Origin of the sequence: Vibrio nomapromontoriensis, from assembly GCF_050337205.1 — a bacterium.
Classification (GTDB): Bacteria; Pseudomonadota; Gammaproteobacteria; order Enterobacterales; family Vibrionaceae; genus Vibrio; species Vibrio nomapromontoriensis.
The window spans coordinates 726,281-743,337 of the sequence record NZ_JAKJSS010000008.1 but is presented as its reverse complement, the minus strand read 5'-3'; the positions used below and the strand labels follow the sequence as shown (position 1 = coordinate 743,337).

General features: G+C 44.4%; 16 protein-coding genes. 13 read left to right on the top strand and 3 right to left on the bottom strand.

Annotation, left to right across the window (positions count from 1 at the left end; all coding sequences use genetic code 11):
* Positions 1–385 (bottom strand): sulfatase-like hydrolase/transferase (locus L4D05_RS11065; RefSeq protein ID WP_428793987.1); only part of this gene is annotated, 385 nt, incomplete at its 3' end.
* An 11-nt stretch (positions 386–396) separates the two neighbouring features.
* The gene (locus L4D05_RS11060) at positions 397–1,137 is read right to left on the bottom strand and encodes a DUF6250 domain-containing protein (RefSeq protein ID WP_428793986.1); all 741 of its coding nucleotides are present in this window, start codon (positions 1,135–1,137) and stop codon (positions 397–399) included.
* Positions 1,138–1,456: 319 nt separating this feature from the next.
* Here L4D05_RS11060 and L4D05_RS11055 point away from each other — a divergent pair, with 319 nt between their 5' ends.
* From L4D05_RS11055 to L4D05_RS11035, 5 genes are all read left to right on the top strand, one after another.
* On the top strand, positions 1,457–2,704 hold the full coding sequence (locus tag L4D05_RS11055) for an anaerobic sulfatase maturase (RefSeq protein WP_428751980.1): 1,248 nt from the start codon (positions 1,457–1,459) through the stop codon (positions 2,702–2,704).
* Positions 2,705–2,736: 32 nt separating this feature from the next.
* Positions 2,737–4,341 (top strand): sulfatase family protein, encoded by a 1,605-nt coding sequence (locus tag L4D05_RS11050; protein ID WP_428751979.1) that lies wholly within the window; start codon positions 2,737–2,739, stop codon positions 4,339–4,341.
* Positions 4,342–4,482: 141 nt separating this feature from the next.
* On the top strand, positions 4,483–5,964 hold the full coding sequence (locus L4D05_RS11045) for a DUF2264 domain-containing protein (protein ID WP_428751978.1): 1,482 nt from the start codon (positions 4,483–4,485) through the stop codon (positions 5,962–5,964).
* A gap of 113 nt (positions 5,965–6,077) precedes the next feature.
* Positions 6,078–6,932 (top strand): tagatose bisphosphate family class II aldolase, encoded by an 855-nt coding sequence (locus L4D05_RS11040; RefSeq protein ID WP_428793985.1) that lies wholly within the window; start codon positions 6,078–6,080, stop codon positions 6,930–6,932.
* 197 nt (positions 6,933–7,129) lie between these two features.
* The gene (locus L4D05_RS11035; protein ID WP_428793984.1) at positions 7,130–7,732 is read left to right on the top strand and encodes a DJ-1/PfpI family protein; all 603 of its coding nucleotides are present in this window, start codon (positions 7,130–7,132) and stop codon (positions 7,730–7,732) included.
* Positions 7,733–7,921: 189 nt separating this feature from the next.
* Here L4D05_RS11035 and L4D05_RS11030 read toward each other — a convergent pair whose 3' ends face one another.
* Positions 7,922–9,496 carry a sulfatase-like hydrolase/transferase gene (locus L4D05_RS11030; protein ID WP_428793983.1) on the bottom strand — a complete coding sequence of 525 codons (1,575 nt, stop codon included), beginning with the start codon at positions 9,494–9,496 and terminating at the stop codon, positions 7,922–7,924.
* Between the two features lie 406 nt (positions 9,497–9,902).
* Between L4D05_RS11030 and agaR the strand changes: the two genes are divergently transcribed.
* From agaR to nagA, 8 genes are all read left to right on the top strand, one after another.
* Entirely contained in the window at positions 9,903–10,676 is a 774-nt protein-coding gene (agaR, locus tag L4D05_RS11025; RefSeq protein WP_428751974.1) for a transcriptional repressor AgaR, read from the top strand.
* A gap of 63 nt (positions 10,677–10,739) precedes the next feature.
* Positions 10,740–12,023, top strand: coding sequence for a tagatose-bisphosphate aldolase subunit KbaZ (kbaZ, locus tag L4D05_RS11020; RefSeq protein ID WP_428793982.1), 1,284 nt, complete (start codon positions 10,740–10,742; stop codon positions 12,021–12,023).
* A 9-nt stretch (positions 12,024–12,032) separates the two neighbouring features.
* Positions 12,033–13,196 carry an SIS domain-containing protein gene (locus L4D05_RS11015; protein ID WP_428793981.1) on the top strand — a complete coding sequence of 388 codons (1,164 nt, stop codon included), beginning with the start codon at positions 12,033–12,035 and terminating at the stop codon, positions 13,194–13,196.
* 13 nt (positions 13,197–13,209) lie between these two features.
* Positions 13,210–13,710, top strand: a complete 501-nt coding sequence (gene agaV, locus L4D05_RS11010; RefSeq protein WP_428793980.1) for a PTS N-acetylgalactosamine transporter subunit IIB — start codon at positions 13,210–13,212, stop codon at positions 13,708–13,710.
* Between the two features lie 15 nt (positions 13,711–13,725).
* Positions 13,726–14,496, top strand: a complete 771-nt coding sequence (gene agaW / locus L4D05_RS11005) for a PTS N-acetylgalactosamine transporter subunit IIC (RefSeq protein ID WP_428751970.1) — start codon at positions 13,726–13,728, stop codon at positions 14,494–14,496.
* Entirely contained in the window at positions 14,486–15,391 is a 906-nt protein-coding gene (locus L4D05_RS11000; RefSeq protein ID WP_428751969.1) for a PTS system mannose/fructose/sorbose family transporter subunit IID, read from the top strand. Before agaW ends, L4D05_RS11000 begins: the two co-directional genes overlap by 11 nt.
* Positions 15,392–15,437: 46 nt before the next feature.
* The gene (gene agaF, locus L4D05_RS10995; protein WP_428751968.1) at positions 15,438–15,881 is read left to right on the top strand and encodes a PTS galactosamine/N-acetylgalactosamine transporter subunit IIA; all 444 of its coding nucleotides are present in this window, start codon (positions 15,438–15,440) and stop codon (positions 15,879–15,881) included.
* 3 nt (positions 15,882–15,884) lie between these two features.
* On the top strand, positions 15,885–17,042 hold the full coding sequence (gene nagA / locus L4D05_RS10990; protein ID WP_428794010.1) for an N-acetylglucosamine-6-phosphate deacetylase: 1,158 nt from the start codon (positions 15,885–15,887) through the stop codon (positions 17,040–17,042).
* The last annotated feature ends 15 nt before the right edge of the window (positions 17,043–17,057 follow it).

Below are 17,057 nucleotides of genomic sequence, written 5' to 3'. Positions count from 1 at the left end.
GCATTGTGGTTGGAATATCAGGGCTATTGTTGCCGTGCACACCATTTTGGTGTGGAAGGCGACCAGTCCAAAACGAGGCACGCGAAGGGCCACATAGTGGGTAAGCGGTAAAGGCTGAATTGAACCGCGTACCTTTATTTATTATCGAGTCGATTGCTGGGGTGTTTGCAACCGTATTACCATAGGCAGCAATGCCTTTTTTAGCCAACTGGTCGGCGGTAATGATGAGGATATTCACCGGTTTACCGTTGACCGTTTGGCCTTTCATTTTTTCTGCTATTTGCTCTGCTGGCGTGTTTGCCGATGCAGAAAAGGTCGTCGCTACACCAGTTGTGACGGCTGCGCCAGCGACTCCTTTTATAAACTTACGTCGGGAAAGAGACATAATTCATCCTATTATTTCAGTTTGTTATTGATTTGGTAAACTTTAAATTGCTCGATCTCTAGGTGGCTTTTCCAAGTTCTGAACCCAAACATACCGCTAGGAATTCGTTCAACATCACTGATTTCATAGAGTTTTTTGTCATTAGCGAAGACGATAGTCTTATCTTCTAGACTGATGATCTTGATATTGGTCATCACGTTCGGCGTGTTCATAAATGCTTTTTCGCTAACGTCGTACTCTGGTAAAAGTGGTCTCGTGCCATCACCTGGATAGTGTCTAAAACGAGTCGTTGAATTGTCGTTAGCGCCATAGCCAATGTAGTAAAGCTTGAAGGGGTCATACTTACGCATATCGCCTTCTCGCCATTGCGAACGTTCGAAGAAACCTTCTCCTTCTGGCGCGTTAGCCATCCAGAAAAAGTTTAAATCGGTCCCTCTATCATTAGGTCCGCCTTGAACGACTACAGCGCCGTCAAATTCAATCACAGACGGTGCGGATATTTCGTTTTTAAACCAAACCGTTACGCCAGCACCATCATCAATATCCAGCTTGTTATCGATGATTGAAACGTGTGACGCAGCGGTTTTTTCAATGACCCATTTATCGAGTCCTTGCTGGAAATTATCTTGGTGTATGAGTGTGGTATTTTCCTCTATGAATGTAATGGGATCGGAGATTGCGAAAACGCTAATTGGGGTTAGCGTTGCGGCGATTAAGCCAGCAGTGAGCATCATGTTTCTATAGGTTGTCATTATCTTTTCTCGAAGTCAGTTGAAAACTTTCAATATATTACGCATCGTAAGCAATCGAAGGGGTGTAATCAAGAGGTGTCATTTAAAAGTGTGACTAAAATAACGCCAGATTAAATTAAGCTGGTGGTTGTTACTTTGGTTTCTCGTTATGGCTTTGTTTATTAGTTGTTTATATAGCTTTGTTAGAATAAATCGTCTTCATGTAAAGTGAAGCTTGCTGTGACAGCCGTCACTTTCGCTTGAAAATGTGGTTTTCATATACTTTCGTTTTGTTATATTAACGACAAGATTTGAATGACAAATAAAAGAGGCATCACTCATGGCTAAGGCAAATGCTCGATCTACTCGATTTCATATGATGGCTAAGCCAGCAAGCTATCGATGCAACCTAAAGTGTGATTATTGCTTCTACCTCGAGAAAGAAGACATGATGTCGAGTGGGGAGAGTACCGAATCAAGCAATGAAACCAGTGCCCACAATATGTCTGATAGGCTGTTGAAGAAATATGTACGCGACTATATCGCCTCTCAAGATGGCGAAGAAATCGACTTTGCATGGCAAGGCGGCGAGCCGACATTGGCTGGCATCGATTTTTATAAGAAAGTGGTGGAGTACCAAAAACGCTATAGTGGCGGCAAAGTTATCACCAACAGTTTTCAAACCAATGCGGTGGCTATTAATCGTCAGTGGGCGCAGTTTTTTGCAGACAATAACTTTCTTATTGGCGTATCGGTTGACGGTGTGGCTGACGTTCATGATAAATATCGAATTTCCGTTAACGGACGTCCAACCTTTGAGCGTGTGCGCAAAGCCATTGAGCTATTGAAAGAATATAAGGTCGAGTTTAATACGCTAACGGTTATCAACGATCAAAACTGGGACAAAGGAAAAGAAACTTACCATGCGCTTAAGGCGTTGGGTTCTGTTCACTTGCAGTTTATTCCTATTGTTGAAGTTGATGCTTCTTGCCAGCAAAGTACCACAGGTCATTATTCTCCTAGCGCTGACGCCAAATTAACCTCATTTTCTGTGCCTTCTCATGGTTATGGTCAGTTTATGACGGAAGTGTTTAATGAGTGGGTTAAGGAAGATGTAGGCACTATTTTCATTCGCATGTTTGACAGCATGTTAGCGACTTGGATGGGCTATCCTGCTTCTATTTGCGTTCAGTCGAAAGAGTGTGGTCAGGCGCTAGTGATTGAATCTAACGGCGATCTCTATTCTTGTGACCACTATGTCTATCCTGCCAACAAATTAGGCAATATCGAAGATACCGATATTGCAAAACTAGCCACAAGCAAGCAGCAAAAACGCTTCGGTGCGGCTAAGTTTTCTCGTCTAACCACACAGTGCCAGCAGTGCCAATTTCAAGCACTGTGCTACGGCGGGTGTCCAAAACATCGCATTATTTCTAAAGAAGGCGAAAAGCATAAACAGAACTATTTATGCGAGTCATATGCTCAAATTTTCAATCATACCGCGCCAGTTATGCACTTAATGGTGCAGGAAATTCAGCGGGGCGGGATTGCAGCAAACGTCATGCCTATGTTGGCTGGCTATCGATAGATTCACAGTATTCATATTAACAGGAGATAACAATGAAACTGTCCTCGTTTAAGAAGACGGCTGTAGCGGGCATTGTGGCGGCAGCATGCGCGACTGTGCCATTTACATCCACCGCGAATGATCAAACAGAGCAACCTAATGTACTGGTCATTGTGATGGATGATCTCGGTATAGCACAAATGGACTTTATGCTTGATACGGTAGATAAAAATACGCTGAAGAAACGGCCCGTTCCTATGAGGTATGACGGTGATTTCGAGAAGTTATATGACGCTGCCAAACGCTCGATGCCCAATGTTACACAGTTAGCCAATGATGGTGTTCGTATGACGAATGCTTACGTGGCGACGCCTGTGTGTGGCCCTTCTCGCGCTGCGATGATGACGGGGCGAAATCCCCATAGCTTTGGTACCTATAGTAACGATGATGCATCATTAGGTATTCCAAAAGATATTACGCTTCTACCTGAAGTAATGAATGACAATGGTTACGCGACAGCCAACATTGGTAAGTGGCATAACGCTAAGGTTCGTAAAGAAAAGATCGCTGAAGAACTGCGTAGCCGTGATTATCATGAAAATGAAATCTCTATCGCAGAACCAGGCTTTGGGCCTGAAGAGCGCGGCTTTGATTATTCCTATAGCTTTTATGCTTCAGGGGCTGCGTTATACAACTCACCATCCGTATTTGAAAATGGCGTCAATGTACCCGCTCCAGGTTACTTAACGAAAAACTTAACGGATAAAACGATTCAGTTCATCGAAAGCCAAGCGAAAGACAAGCCATTCTTCGTTAACTTGGCATTAAGTGTGCCGCATATCCCGTTGGAGCAACACGCTCCTGCAAAGTATATGGACCGATTCGATACCGGTAATGTTGAAGTGGACAATTATTATGCTCACGTTAACGCAGCGGATGAAGGCATTGGTCAAATTATCGATAAGCTCAAAGAGTTGGGTGAATTTGACAATACGTTAATTTTCTTCCTTTCAGACAATGGTGCGGTGTTTGAATCTCCAATGCCAATGAATGGAATGGACCGAGCCTTTAAGGGCCAGCGCTATCGTGGCGGTGTACATGTCCCATTTGTGGTGCATTGGAATGGCGTGATTCCAAAAGGCCAAGTTAATGACACGATGATTTCGGCGATGGATATCATACCAACGGCGATGGGAGCCGCAAATATTGATGTTCCTAAGAGCTTAGATATTAACGGACAAAATATCTTGCCGTTGCTAAAAGGTGAAGATCAAAAGCCTCATGAGTATTTATATTGGGCGGGCCCAAGAGCGCATCACTATGACGCGACTAATGCGGAATTTTGGAGCCATTACTGGCAGTGGATTACTTATAACGAGAACGAGTTTGTTCCAAGTAAGCATATTGAAAGACTGTCGAAAGGTGAGTGGGCGATAAAAGACCAAGAGTGGTCGCTGCATTATTATGATGATGGTAAGGCTGAATACGAACTTTATCATTATGCACAAGATCCAGCAGAGTCGAAAAACCTTGCCGATAAACACCCGGAAAAAGTCGCGGAGCTTAAGGCGGCGTTTTATGAGTGGATCAAAGAGAAGCCTGCACCTGTCAATTGGGGGCAAGATCGCTACGAAGTGCTAACTGAGTCAGCAAAATAACCTGAAAAGTCAGTCTCATTGCGATGAGGCTGACTTTTTTGTTGTGCCTTTAATTTCATTTAGAGCCGAGTTTCGTGAGAGTGTGATATCTCGGATAACGGCTTTTCACCTTCACCCCTTGGAATACTAGTAGGTTGCGTCATGTCAAAATTCATTGCTTCTACCCCACGCCCTGTTATCGCATACGAACATCCCGACTTTAAAATGCACCTTGCTACGCTGCGAGAGCATGTCATTCGTCAATGTAAAAAACGAACGGCATTGAATCGGAATGATGAAGCGATTCAGGCGGCCTTTTCTGGGGGAGAAAATGATCTGAAAAAGCAGTGCGAAGCGTTGCTTAAATATTTTGCCGAGGCGTTTGTCCATTATTCGGTTTGGGATCACAGCCATGCCTATTATCCAGGAAGACCTAGCCAACAAAATGCTCGAACTGATGCACTAGAAGGCTGTTCTCGATTGCTTCCTCTGTTGGCGGCTTGGCTGAATCAATCTTCTACTCAGTCGCCGTATTTAACCGGACTCAACGGTGAGAGTTTTAACGTTGTTGAGATCATTAAGAAAGCATTTTTAGCGGGCACCAACCCCAAGCATGCTGGCTATTGGGGCACCCTCACTGATTACGACCAAAAGGTGTGTGAAAGTGCCGATCTTGCGTTAACGCTATGGCTGTGTCGACGCTGGGTTTGGAAAACGTTGAAAGCGTCGCAACAACAACAGATTGCTGATTGGTTTTTGCAAGTGAATGACTGTAAAACCGTGGATAACAATTGGCACTTGTTTCCGCTTACCGTACAAGTGGTCATGAAAAGTTTGACTGGGCAAGACCGAGTCCAGCGAGAACGGTACCGTCGCGTGAAAGAGTTCTATGTTGGTGATGGTTGGTTTAGAGATGGTGCCAATGGTAATTACGATTATTACAATGCTTGGGGGTTTCACTACTCTCTCTACTGGATAGATCAAATTGATCCCACGTTTGATGCGACGTTTATACGCCGCTCTGCCGTTGAGTTTACCAATAACTATCGTTATTTCTTTTCTCCGCACGGATTTCCATTTTTTGGGCGCAGCGCGTGTTACCGACTTTCGGCACCTGCGCCACTGTTATCCGTTCTTGAGTACGCCGATTCAAAAGTGTCGGTTAGGCAAGCAAAGCGAGTGTTCTCCTCTTGTTTGAATACCTTTATCAGTAACGGGGCGCTTAAGTCAGGCTTACCGACTCAAGGGCTTTATGGTGATGATGTTCGTTTGGTTGATAACTACAGCGGTCCTGCGAGCAGCCTGTGGTCGCTGCGAGCTTTGATTATCGCTTTTTACAATGGGGAGAAGACCGGGCTGTGGTCTGCCTACGAAGGAAAATTAGAAATTGAACTTGCTGATTTTTGTTTTCAGATCGAAAGTATTGAAGCCATGGTATCAGGTTGTCAGAAAACTCAAGAAGTCGTAGTGACCTTCCAGCATGACTATACCCAGGAACAGTCGCCGTTCACCCGTGCACTCAAAAGCCAGTCATGGCTTGCTAGTACTCAAGAAAAGCTGACTGGGCGCGCGCAAAGACCCAAGAACAATCTATTACGTCAAGGTGTCACTACTTACTCTTCAAAAATGAATGGTTTCTTTTAGTTTCACTTTTCTTTAATTCGAAAGTATTTGTGTGATCTTGATCCTCTAATTTGCTTTTGTTTTCGGGTAGTATGCTAATTGAAAGCTAACGAAGGATTCTTTTGGGGTAATTTATGTTTTTAGTCTCTTCGCGAGAAATGTTATTGAAAGCGCAACTGGGTGGCTATGCTGTCCCTGCGTTTAATATTCACAACTTGGAAACCGTTCAGGTTATTGTTGAAACCGCGTCTGAAATGGGTTCTCCAGTTATTCTAGCGGGCACACCAGGCACGTTCTCTTATGCGGGCACTGACTATCTAGTGTCTATCTGTCGACAAGCTGCGGTGAAACATAAAATGCCGATAGCGCTGCACTTAGATCATCACGAATCATTTTCAGATATCAAAACGAAAGTGGAAGCGGGTATTAAGTCGGCAATGATTGATGGTTCACACTTTGATTTTGAGCAGAACATCGATTTAGTACGTCAAGTTGTACAATTCTGCCACGGCTGGGATTGCTCTGTTGAAGCTGAGTTGGGTCGCTTAAGCGGTCAAGAAGATGACTTGATCGTTGATGCAAAAAATGCGCTGTTTACCGACCCTGACGCAGCGGTTGAATTTATTAACCGTACTGGTATTGATTCACTTGCTATCGCTATCGGTACTGCTCATGGAATGTACAAAGAAGACCCTAACCTAGACTTTGACCGTCTTGGCGAGATTCGCAACAAGACCGATCTTCCATTAGTTTTACATGGCGCATCGGGCGTGCCTGATGAAGATGTACGTCGTTGCATCGAGCTCGGCATTAACAAGGTAAACGTTGCGACAGAGCTTAAGATTGCGTTCTCTGATGCAGTGAAAGGGTACTTTGCAGAAAACCCAACCGCGAACGATCCAAGACACTACATCATCCCTGGTAAGCAAGCGATGAAGGAAATTGTTCAACAGAAAATTCGTGTCTGCGGAAGCGAAGGTAAGTTGTAATTTTCGGTTAGCGCTGCATTAACGCGATTGTTTTGTTAACGCCATGCTTTATTAACGCTACTGCCGTATTAACGCTTTCGCTTTATTAACAATAGTGCATCCATCACAGACTCTAAGCGGGATTGATTTTCAATGCCGCTTTTATTTTTCCCAAATAAAACAATCAGAATCTCGCTGAAGAGGTTGGAGTGACAATCATGACTAAGGTTCAAGCCACTAACCCAGTTAAAACAGTAGCAGTATTACTTGCCGATGGCTTTGAAGAAGCAGAGGCGGTCGTATTTATTGATATTATGCGCCGTCTTGATATCAGTGTTGATGTGTTATCTTGCATGGAAACAACCACACTGAATAGCTATTTCGAAACTCGTATCTCTGCGGATGATTTGTTAACGAATAAACTAAACGAAAGTTATGATGCGGTTATGATGCCCGGTGGTCCAAAAGGAACGGATAACCTTACCGTGAACGCTAACGTACTGGCGTTTTTGAATAAGCATATTGAACAGGGCAAATTGATTTGTGCCTTGTGTTCTTCAGGCGCTAAAGTGCTGGCAGCCAATGGATTACTCCAAGGTCGCTCCTACACAACGGGTGGCGGTTTGGAGAAGAAATTTGAAGACGGTAACTTTGTTGATAAGAAAGTTGTGATTGATGGCAACTTTATTTCAGGTAAAGGGCTTGGCGTGAGTTTTGAATTTGCGTTTACTGTCGCGAAAATGTTGCTAGCGGACAATCAGGAAAAAGTGGATTGGCAAGCGCAGCACATCTATTTTGATCATTGGCCATTACAAGATTGATATGCCTTCCGATCGCTTTCGGAAAATAGGGTAACAAAAACGGCAACGGAAACGTTGTCGTTTTTTATTATAATAAATAGCGATACATAGCCATCAAAACGTTACGCAATGTGTCCACATCATGTAACGATATCAAATAAAAAGCCTCAGTAATAAACTGAGGCTTTAACAATAGCACGCGAATGCTTACTAAGTGTAGGCGTTAAGCACGTGCTCAGGCACTTCGGTTGGTCTCCATGGATCACCTGTGCGCTCAAGCCATGGTAGCAGCTCTTCTTTAATGAGCTTTTCGACGATTTGTGGTTGTTGATCGGCCACGTTTTTCATTTGATATGGGTCATTGGCCATATCATGCAAAACGTAGCTAAGCGGCTTGCCTACTTTCCGGTCGACTACCAAAGTATAGTCATCCGTTCTCACGCCTCGGCGACCATACGACTGCCCACCATAAGGCATAAAGGTATAGAGCTGGGACGTTGGTCTTTCATCTCCTGCAATCCCTTTTACCGTGTTGGCAAAGTTACTGCCTTCTACAGTACCAGGGATATGTTCTGCTAGTCCTAACAGTCCCATGAGTGTTGGGTAAATATCCGGAGCAGAGAACAAAATATCATCTTGGTTTGGATTCAGAGTCCCAGGCCATCTGAAGACCATTGGGATGCGCATGGCTTCTTCGTAATGGACATTTTTAGTTGGATGACCGTTTGAACCAAGGCAGCAACCATGATCTGAGAAGAACACTACCAGCGTATCCTCTGTGAGCTGTAATCTGTCGAGTTCATCAACAATGCGACCGATTTGCTCGTCCACACCATAAACCATAGCAAGGTACTCTTTGAAGTACTTAGGACCATAGCCTTCATCATAGTCTTTATCCCAGACAACATTCTTACGAGTATTGAGCGATTCAGACGTTTCACCGTCGAATTTGTCGAGATATTTTTGAGGAACCTGATCATAAGGCGAGTGAGGAGGGTTCATTGAAACCACAAGCGTAAATGGCTTGTCATTGTCGCGATACTTACCGTCAGTATTACGAAGGTAGTTGATAGCAATATCCGCTTCGTGCTCTGCGCTCCACTGATCAATAAGTAGAGGCTTATCTCTTGGCGTGTCATTGGTCCAATACATCGGATTCATATGCAGATCATACGTACCATAGCTGTACCAGAAGTCAAAACCATGACGGCGATCGGGTGCTGTCCAGTCATTCCAGTAGCGTCCACCCATTGGGTTGTTATAGCCAGGAACAAATGGCGCTTCCGGTGCATCTAAATGCCACTTGCCAATGTAGCCCATGCTATAACCTTGATCTTTTAGAACGTCAGACCAAGTAATGTCATTTCTCTTTAGTTCAATACCAAAGTCGTGTCCGCCAAAGTTGCCAGGGACACCAGTGTGACTGTTTCCTTGAATACCATTTCGATATGGATATTGCCCAGTCATGAGCATGCCACGAAACGGAGTACAAAGCGGGAAGTTTGAAACCGCCTGTCTAAAGAACACACCTTGCTTAGCCAGCTTGTCCATATTGGGCGTAATAGAGCGGTCTTGTTTCATAAAGCCAAGCGATTGAGTACGAAGCTCGTCTGGAAATAGTACAAGTAGGTTTGGTTTTTTTTGCGATGCACCTTCTTTATTTTCGGATTGATCGGCGGCAAGGGCTTTCGGAGTGAAAGAGGAGCAACCAGCAAGTGAGGTCGCTAACCCTCCAGCGCCAGTAATTGCAATGCCTTTAAGAATGTTTCTTCGTGATATTGACATATTATTCTCACATGTTGAGTTTTTGCTTGTAATCCTGCAAGGAAGATTTATTCTATTCGAAAACGTAGTAGGTTTACGTTGATGTCCATCGCAAGATAACGAAAGTTACACTTTTATTAATAACGACAAGAAGCAACGTCAATTGCGTGCGTTAAAAGGTGATTCAACCGTTATTTCGTTTACCAAGTAACCTAAGTAGAACAAAGGTTGCAAGGTAAATGAATAACATGATTACGATTGTTATTATGACGATAGTTATAACTTTCTTTTAGTAAAAAATCGGAATCATACGAAAGATTGTGAAAGAGATCTCAAGTTTTCACCTTTCGAGTTGTTACGGTGTTTTTTGGGTGTAGTATTAATTTCGAAAGCAAACGAAGGTTTGTTTTCAGTAGGAGACTAAAGAGTGAAAAGTGCGATCGAAAGGCGGATGGAAATCGTTGATGTTATCAACAGCGACGGTAAAGCGCGTGTAGAAGATTTAGCATCCCGATTTGGTGTCTCGAGTGTCACTATTCGAAGTGACCTGAGCTTTTTGGAAAAGAATGGTTATGTTGTGCGTTCGCATGGCGCCGCTATTCCAAATTCTGGGGTTTTAGCTGAGCTGACTGTTCAAGAAAAGCGCCATCAAAATGCAGGCACAAAAGGCTTGCTAGGTGCAGCAGCAGCAGAGCTCATTAAGAGTGGTGACACAGTCATTCTAGATTCTGGTACTACCACGCGAGAGATCGCGTCAAACCTCAAAAATATTGAGGATGTGGTAGTCATGACCAATGGTCTGGATGTTGCGATGGAGTTGTCATCATCTTCGGGTGTAGAAGTATTGATGACGGGTGGAGTCCTTCGAAAGAAGGCGCTATCTTTTTCAGGTTCACAAGCAGAAAGCAGTTTAAAGAATTATCGCTTTGACAAAGTCTTTTTGGGCGTGGATGGATTTGATTTACGAACCGGTATTTCCACATACAATGAACAAGAAGCCAGTTTAAATCGGCTGATGTGTGAAATTTCCGAACAAGTGATTGCAGTCGTTGATTCGAGTAAGTTTGGCAAGCGTAGTTGTCATATGATTCGCGAATTTGGTGACATACATACACTGATTACTGACACCGATATCCCACATGAGTATGTTCAGGGGTTACGCGAGTTAGGTGTAAATCTTATCTTAGTAGAGAAAAAATAGTTATTTCCTCCCTATCAAACTAACTCCATAGCAGGCATTCAGTCCTGATTGTGGAGTTAGTACATGAACACCCTTTTAAATATTATTCAACGTCATAAGCAGGGAGAATGCAACGGCATCTATTCCGTTTGTTCTGCTCACCCGCTTGTCATCGAAGCTGCATTGTTGCAAGCCAAAAATGACAACTCTGTATTATTGATCGAAGCTACGTCAAATCAAGTCGATCAGTATGGTGGCTACACTGGAATGACTCCAGAAGATTTTCGAAACTTTGTTTTTGAATTAGCTGAAAACTGTCAGTTCCCCCTATCTAATCTTATTCTAGGCGGTGACCATTTAGGTCCAAATCGCTGGCAAGATCTGCCTGCCTCTGAGGCAATGGTTAAAGCCGATGCATTGATCGCAGCGTATGTTGCGGCTGGATTCAAGAAAATTCACTTAGATTGCAGCATGTCATGTGCCGATGACCCAGTACCGTTGACCGACGAAATCGTCGCTAAGCGTGCGGCTCGTTTGGCCAAAATTGCTGAAACGACCGCGACTCAAGAGTTTGGCAAAAGTGATGTGGTTTACGTTATTGGGACTGAAGTACCAGTTCCAGGTGGGGCTGCTGAAGAGCTTGAAGAGCTTGAAGTTACGACTGCGGAAGCCGCAACGGAAACCATCAATAGCCATCGCGTTGCATTTGAAAACGAAGGCATTACTGACTGTTGGCCACGTGTTGTTGGGCTAGTAGTTCAGCCTGGTGTTGAGTTTGACCATACGTCAGTCATTGACTACCGCCCAGAAAAGGCGACAGAGCTTAGCAACATGATAGAGCAACATGAGCACATGATCTTTGAGGCTCACTCTACCGATTACCAAACACTGCAAGCTTATCAAGATTTAGTTCGTGACCACTTTGCCATCCTTAAAGTTGGTCCGGCATTAACATTCGCCATGCGCGAAGCGTTATTTAGCCTTTGCAATATCGAAGAAGAAATCGTAACGAAAGCACATTGCTCTCATCTAAAAGAGCAAATTGAACAACAAATGTGTTTGAAGCCAGATAACTGGAAAAAATACTACCAAGGTGACTCTCATCAGCAGCGTTTCGCTAGAAGCTATAGCTTTAGTGACCGTATTCGCTATTACTGGCCAGATGAAGCCATTAGCGTGGCGCAAAACAAACTGTTTGAGAACTTAACTCAGTCAGGCTTGCCTTTCCCGCTACTCAGTCAGTATTTACCTGACCAATTTAATGCCATCCGTAAGGGTGAGCTGCAAGGCACGCCAAAAGCCGTTGTTATCGACAAAATCCAGCAAGTACTTCGTTCTTACGCGAAGGCTTGTAAGCTTCAAAACTAAGGAAAATCAATGAACAGTTATCTAGGTTATACCGAATCTGAACTTAATAATAATAAAGGCTATTGGACTGCAAAAGAAGTGATGCAGCAACCTGACTGCTGGCGTAAAACGTTCGATATCGTGAGTGAGTGCCGTCCTGCGTTAACTGACTTTTTAAGTCCGATCATTAACCAACCTAACTTTAGAATCATTTTAACAGGTGCGGGTACGTCAGCGTTTGCTGGTCGTGCGGTTGCTCCGGCGCTAACGAAAGTGACCAAGCATCGCATTGAGGCGATTGCTAGTACTGACCTTGTTTCAAATCCGACAGAGTATTTTTCTGAGGACTACCCAACACTGCTAGTTTCATTTGCTCGTTCAGGTAACAGCCCGGAAAGTGTCGCTGCGGTGGAATTGGCTGATCAGTGTTTGAGCAACTGTTACCACTTGTTCTTAACGTGTAACACTGAAGGCGAACTTTATAAAAGTAGTTTAAATAACGAAAGACGCTTTGCATTGGCAATGCCTGAAGAAAGTAATGACCAATCTTTCGCCATGACATCAAGTTTCACTTCGATGATGCTTTCACTATGTATCGCTTTTTCCGAAAATACTTTCAATAAACAAGAAATCGAAAATATTTGCGCGAATTCTGAGGCATGGATCAACGAAATAAATCCATTATTGACTAATATGTCAGGCGAATATGTTGAGCGAGTAATTTACCTTGGTAGCGGGGGATTACAAGGCTTGGCACAGGAATCTTCGCTGAAGCTTCTAGAGCTCACTGCGGGCAAGATTGTGTCTTGTTTTGACTCTCCGTTGGGCTTCCGCCATGGACCAAAATCTATCGTTGACGATAAAACAATTATCTTTGTTTTTGTTTCTAACGACCCCTACACGCGCAAGTATGATCTTGATTTAATTGCTGAATTACGTCGAGACAACATTGCCAAGCGGGTAGTTGCAATCACGGCTCAAGCCGATGATATCTCTGTCGATGAAAATTGCTCTCTTGTCCCAGGCATGTCTGCAGCTGCTGATGTACAACTCTTATTCCCTTATATCACTTTTGCCCAAATCTATGCATTCCATAGCGCATTGGGCCTTGGAAATACCCCTGATAACCCTTGCCCAACCGGTGAAGTAAACCGCGTGGTTCAAGGTGTGAATATCCATAAATTAAATAATTAATAAAGGTATGACTATGACTTCACCAAATATTGTATGGACCCGTATCGACGAACGTTTGCTACATGGCCAAATTCGTATCACTTGGGGTAAACACACAGAAGCGAACTTAATCCTAGTGGCGAATGATGACGCCGCTGAAGGGCCAAACGCAGCCTTTATGCAAGCAGGCATGAAAGCATCAGCAGGTGGCGAATACGCCGTGCGTTTTTTCTCTATTCAAAAAACCATTGAGGTGATTCACAAAGCCTCGCCAAAACAAAAGATTTTCGTTTTATGTAATACCCCTGAAGATGTTGCTCGCCTTGTTGAAGGTGGTGTGCCAATCACGCACTGCAACGTGGGCAACATGCATTTCCATGAAGGAAAACAGCAAATTGCAAAAACGGTATCAGTAGATGCTAAAGACATTGCAGCGTTTGAGCGTTTAACCGCGAAAGGCGTGACATGCACGATTCAAAATACACCCGACCAAACACCAATTGATGTTTTGGAACAAGCGAAAGCGACGGCATAACCGAGGACTTAGACGATGGTAATGGAAGCACTTCTGGTCGCACTTTGGGCGTTTTTTTGTGGTATCGATAAATACGATGTCGCATTAAACATCCACCGACCACTAATTACAGGCCCTGTAGTGGGCCTGATCATGGGAGATATGCAAATCGGCCTTATCGCTGGTGCAACTCTTGAACTTGCATGGCTTGGCTTAGTGCCAAACGCAGGAGCTCAGCCGCCTGATGTAACGCTAGGTACGATTGCAGCAGTTGCGTTTGCAGTGATGACAGGTCACTCAGCAGAAGTGGCGATGGGTGTCGGTATGCCGATCGCGGTTCTTATGCAAATGCTAGTAATTGGTTTCTTTGCGATGACATCATTCACGATGGGTAAAGCAGACCGATTTGCGGAGCGGGGGAATAGTGGCGGCATAGATATGTTGTTGATTGTCACTATCACGTTACGTGCCTTACTTTACGCTGTGGTTGCATTTGTCACTGTTTACTTCGGTGAGCAAGGTGCGAAATGGATTGATGAGAATGCTCCAACTGTCATTCTTGAAGGTCTTGGTATCGGTGCTCGTATGGTTCCGGCAATCGGTTTTGCGATGCTTCTTAAAATCATGTGGTCAAAAGAAGTGGCGGGTGTGTTCTTTATCGGTTTCGTTATGACAACGTATTTAGAACTACCAATTATGGCAGTAGCGGTAATCGGTGCATCAATCGCGGCTCTGTACTACTTCTTTAGCGGCAATGGCGACTCTAACAATAACAACCAGGTTGAGGAATTTGAAGATGGCATCTGATACCACACTACTTGACACTTTGGACGTGAAAACGGGCAAAGAAAATGACCAACACGTAAGCCTTATTGATGACGTTGATGGTTATGAAGATACAACGGTTAGACAGGTTATTAGCAAGAAAGATTTGTGGATTTGTTCAATTCGCGGACTTTTCATGGAAGGTAACTTTAACTTTGAGCGTATGCAAGCCGGTGGTTTCGCTTACTCAATTATCCCAGCACTGAAAAAAATTCACGGCAATAACAAGCGTGACTTTGCTAAAGCACTAAAGAACCACCTTCAGTTCTTTAACGCGAGCCCAAAACTATTTACGTTCCTACTCGGTACCGCGATAGCGATGGAAGAAAACAAAGAAAAGCCGTCTACGGTTAACGTGGTTAAAGTCGCGGGTATGGGCCCTACAGGCGGAATCGGTGATGCGATTGACCACATGACGCTAATGCCACTGACTCTTGCTTTAGGTGCATCGATTGCACTTGAAGGGTCGATTGCTGGTCCGTTTGTGTTCTTCATCTTATACCAAGCAGTGCACTTCTTTGTTTACTTCTGGTTGATGTTCATGGGTTACAAGGCGGGTACTGCTGCCATGGTGAACCTAAGTGGTGCTACTGAGAAGTTGGCTAAAGCGGCGAACATTATGGGTATCTTCGTAATTGGGGCCTTGTCCGCCACCTTTATACGGGTACAGACCACCGCCACCTTGGAGTTGGGAGGGGCAGTGGTTAATCTGCAAACCGATCTCTTCGACAAGATAATGCCAAACTTATTACCGCTTGGTTTGGTGTTCTTAATGTTCAAAATGGTGAAAGGAACAGGCTTCTGGGCTAAACCACCTGTTCTTATCTTCTCAGCCTTGATCGGTGGTGTAATCGGTCACGCTCTCGGTATTTTGTAAGTGTTATAGAGGGGCGTTCGCCCCTCTCTTTTCTTGAGGTTTTATTATGATAGGTCTGGTTATCTCCGGTCACCTAAACTTTGCTACGGGTATGCAATCTGCAATGCGTGCAATCGCTGGTGAACAGCAACATGTTGAGTTCGTCGATTTTCTTGAAACAATGTCTACTGATGACCTTGAAGTTCAGTTAAGAGCGGCACGAGATAAAGTGGAAACGGGTAGTGGTGTGTTGTTTCTAACAGACATTCCAGGTGGTTCGCCGTGTAATCGTGCAATGACGATCATGATGGATACGCCTAATGTTGAATTGCTGGCTGGCGTAAACTTACCGATGATTGCCAATGCTGCGTTTGAGCGCGAAGACACAACGTTAAACGAGCTAGTTGAGACGCTGCAAGAAATTGGTATCAGCTGCCTTCAAGACATGCGTAAAGTGCTTGAAGAGTCTATGAAAGCAGAGCCAGTGCTGTGCGATGAGGAAGGACTATAAGTGATGACTTTTGCTGTGAAGTGTGCACGAACATTTACTGGCGCTGGTATTGAATCAGACAGTTATGTTGTGATAAATAGCGGCAAAGTCGAAGCGATAACTAAGCAGAAACCAGAAGGTATGCCTGTGCATACCTTCCCAAATCTCTCTTTATTGCCTGGCTTTATCGATATTCATATTCACGGACGCGGTGGTTCGGATGTTATGGATGCCTCCACCGAGTCTTTACAAACGATAGCCAATGCACTTCCTGAAACGGGTGTTGTTGCATGGGTAGGAACGACGGTCTCTGCGCCATGGCAAGATATTCTTGATGCATTGAGTAACGTTAAGCACTACCTGACTGAAGACCAGAAACATGGCGCTCGTCTGCTAGGTAGTTTCCTAGAGGGACCTTATTTCACTGAACCCAATCGTGGTTCTCACCCAACTGCGTTTTTAAAATCGGCCACCATTGCTGAATTGGATGAGTTGGTCTCTGTTGCTGATGGCACGCTAATGCGTGTGGCCATTGCTCCCGAAACAGAGGGTGCGATGGATTGTATTGAATGGTTAAAACAGCGAAATATTCAAGTTTCTGTCGCCCATACCGCTGCCGATTATGCCCAAGTCACAGAAGCTTTCCATAAAGGCGCCGATTGTGGTGTTCATCTGTTTAATGGCATGAGTGGTTTGCATCACCGTGAACCGGGCTGTGCTGGCGCTATTCTTTACCACGACATGCTAGCGGAATTGATTGCCGATGGAGTTCACGTCAACCCTGTCATGATGCAACTCGCTTATCGCATGAAAACATATCAAGGCATTGCCCTTATTACAGATTGTATGAGAGCAGGTGGTCTAGAAGATGGTGATTACCAACTGGGCGCTCAAACCGTTTCAGTAAAAGATGGCCAAGCCAGAACAAAATGCGGCTCTTTAGCGGGCAGCACTTGTAGCATGGACCAAGCAGTTCGCAACATGATCTTTAGCGCGGGTGTTCCTGAATGGGAAGCGGTGCAGATGGCGAGCTCGGTACCGGCTAAATACCTTGGTCTAGACAATCAGCTTGGCAGCATTGCTGTTGGTAAGAACGCCTCGTTCACCTTGGTCGACAGCGACCTAAATATACATCACACAATGATTGATGGTGATTGGGCATACCAATCCGTAAGTAAATAAAATTTCAGGGATAAT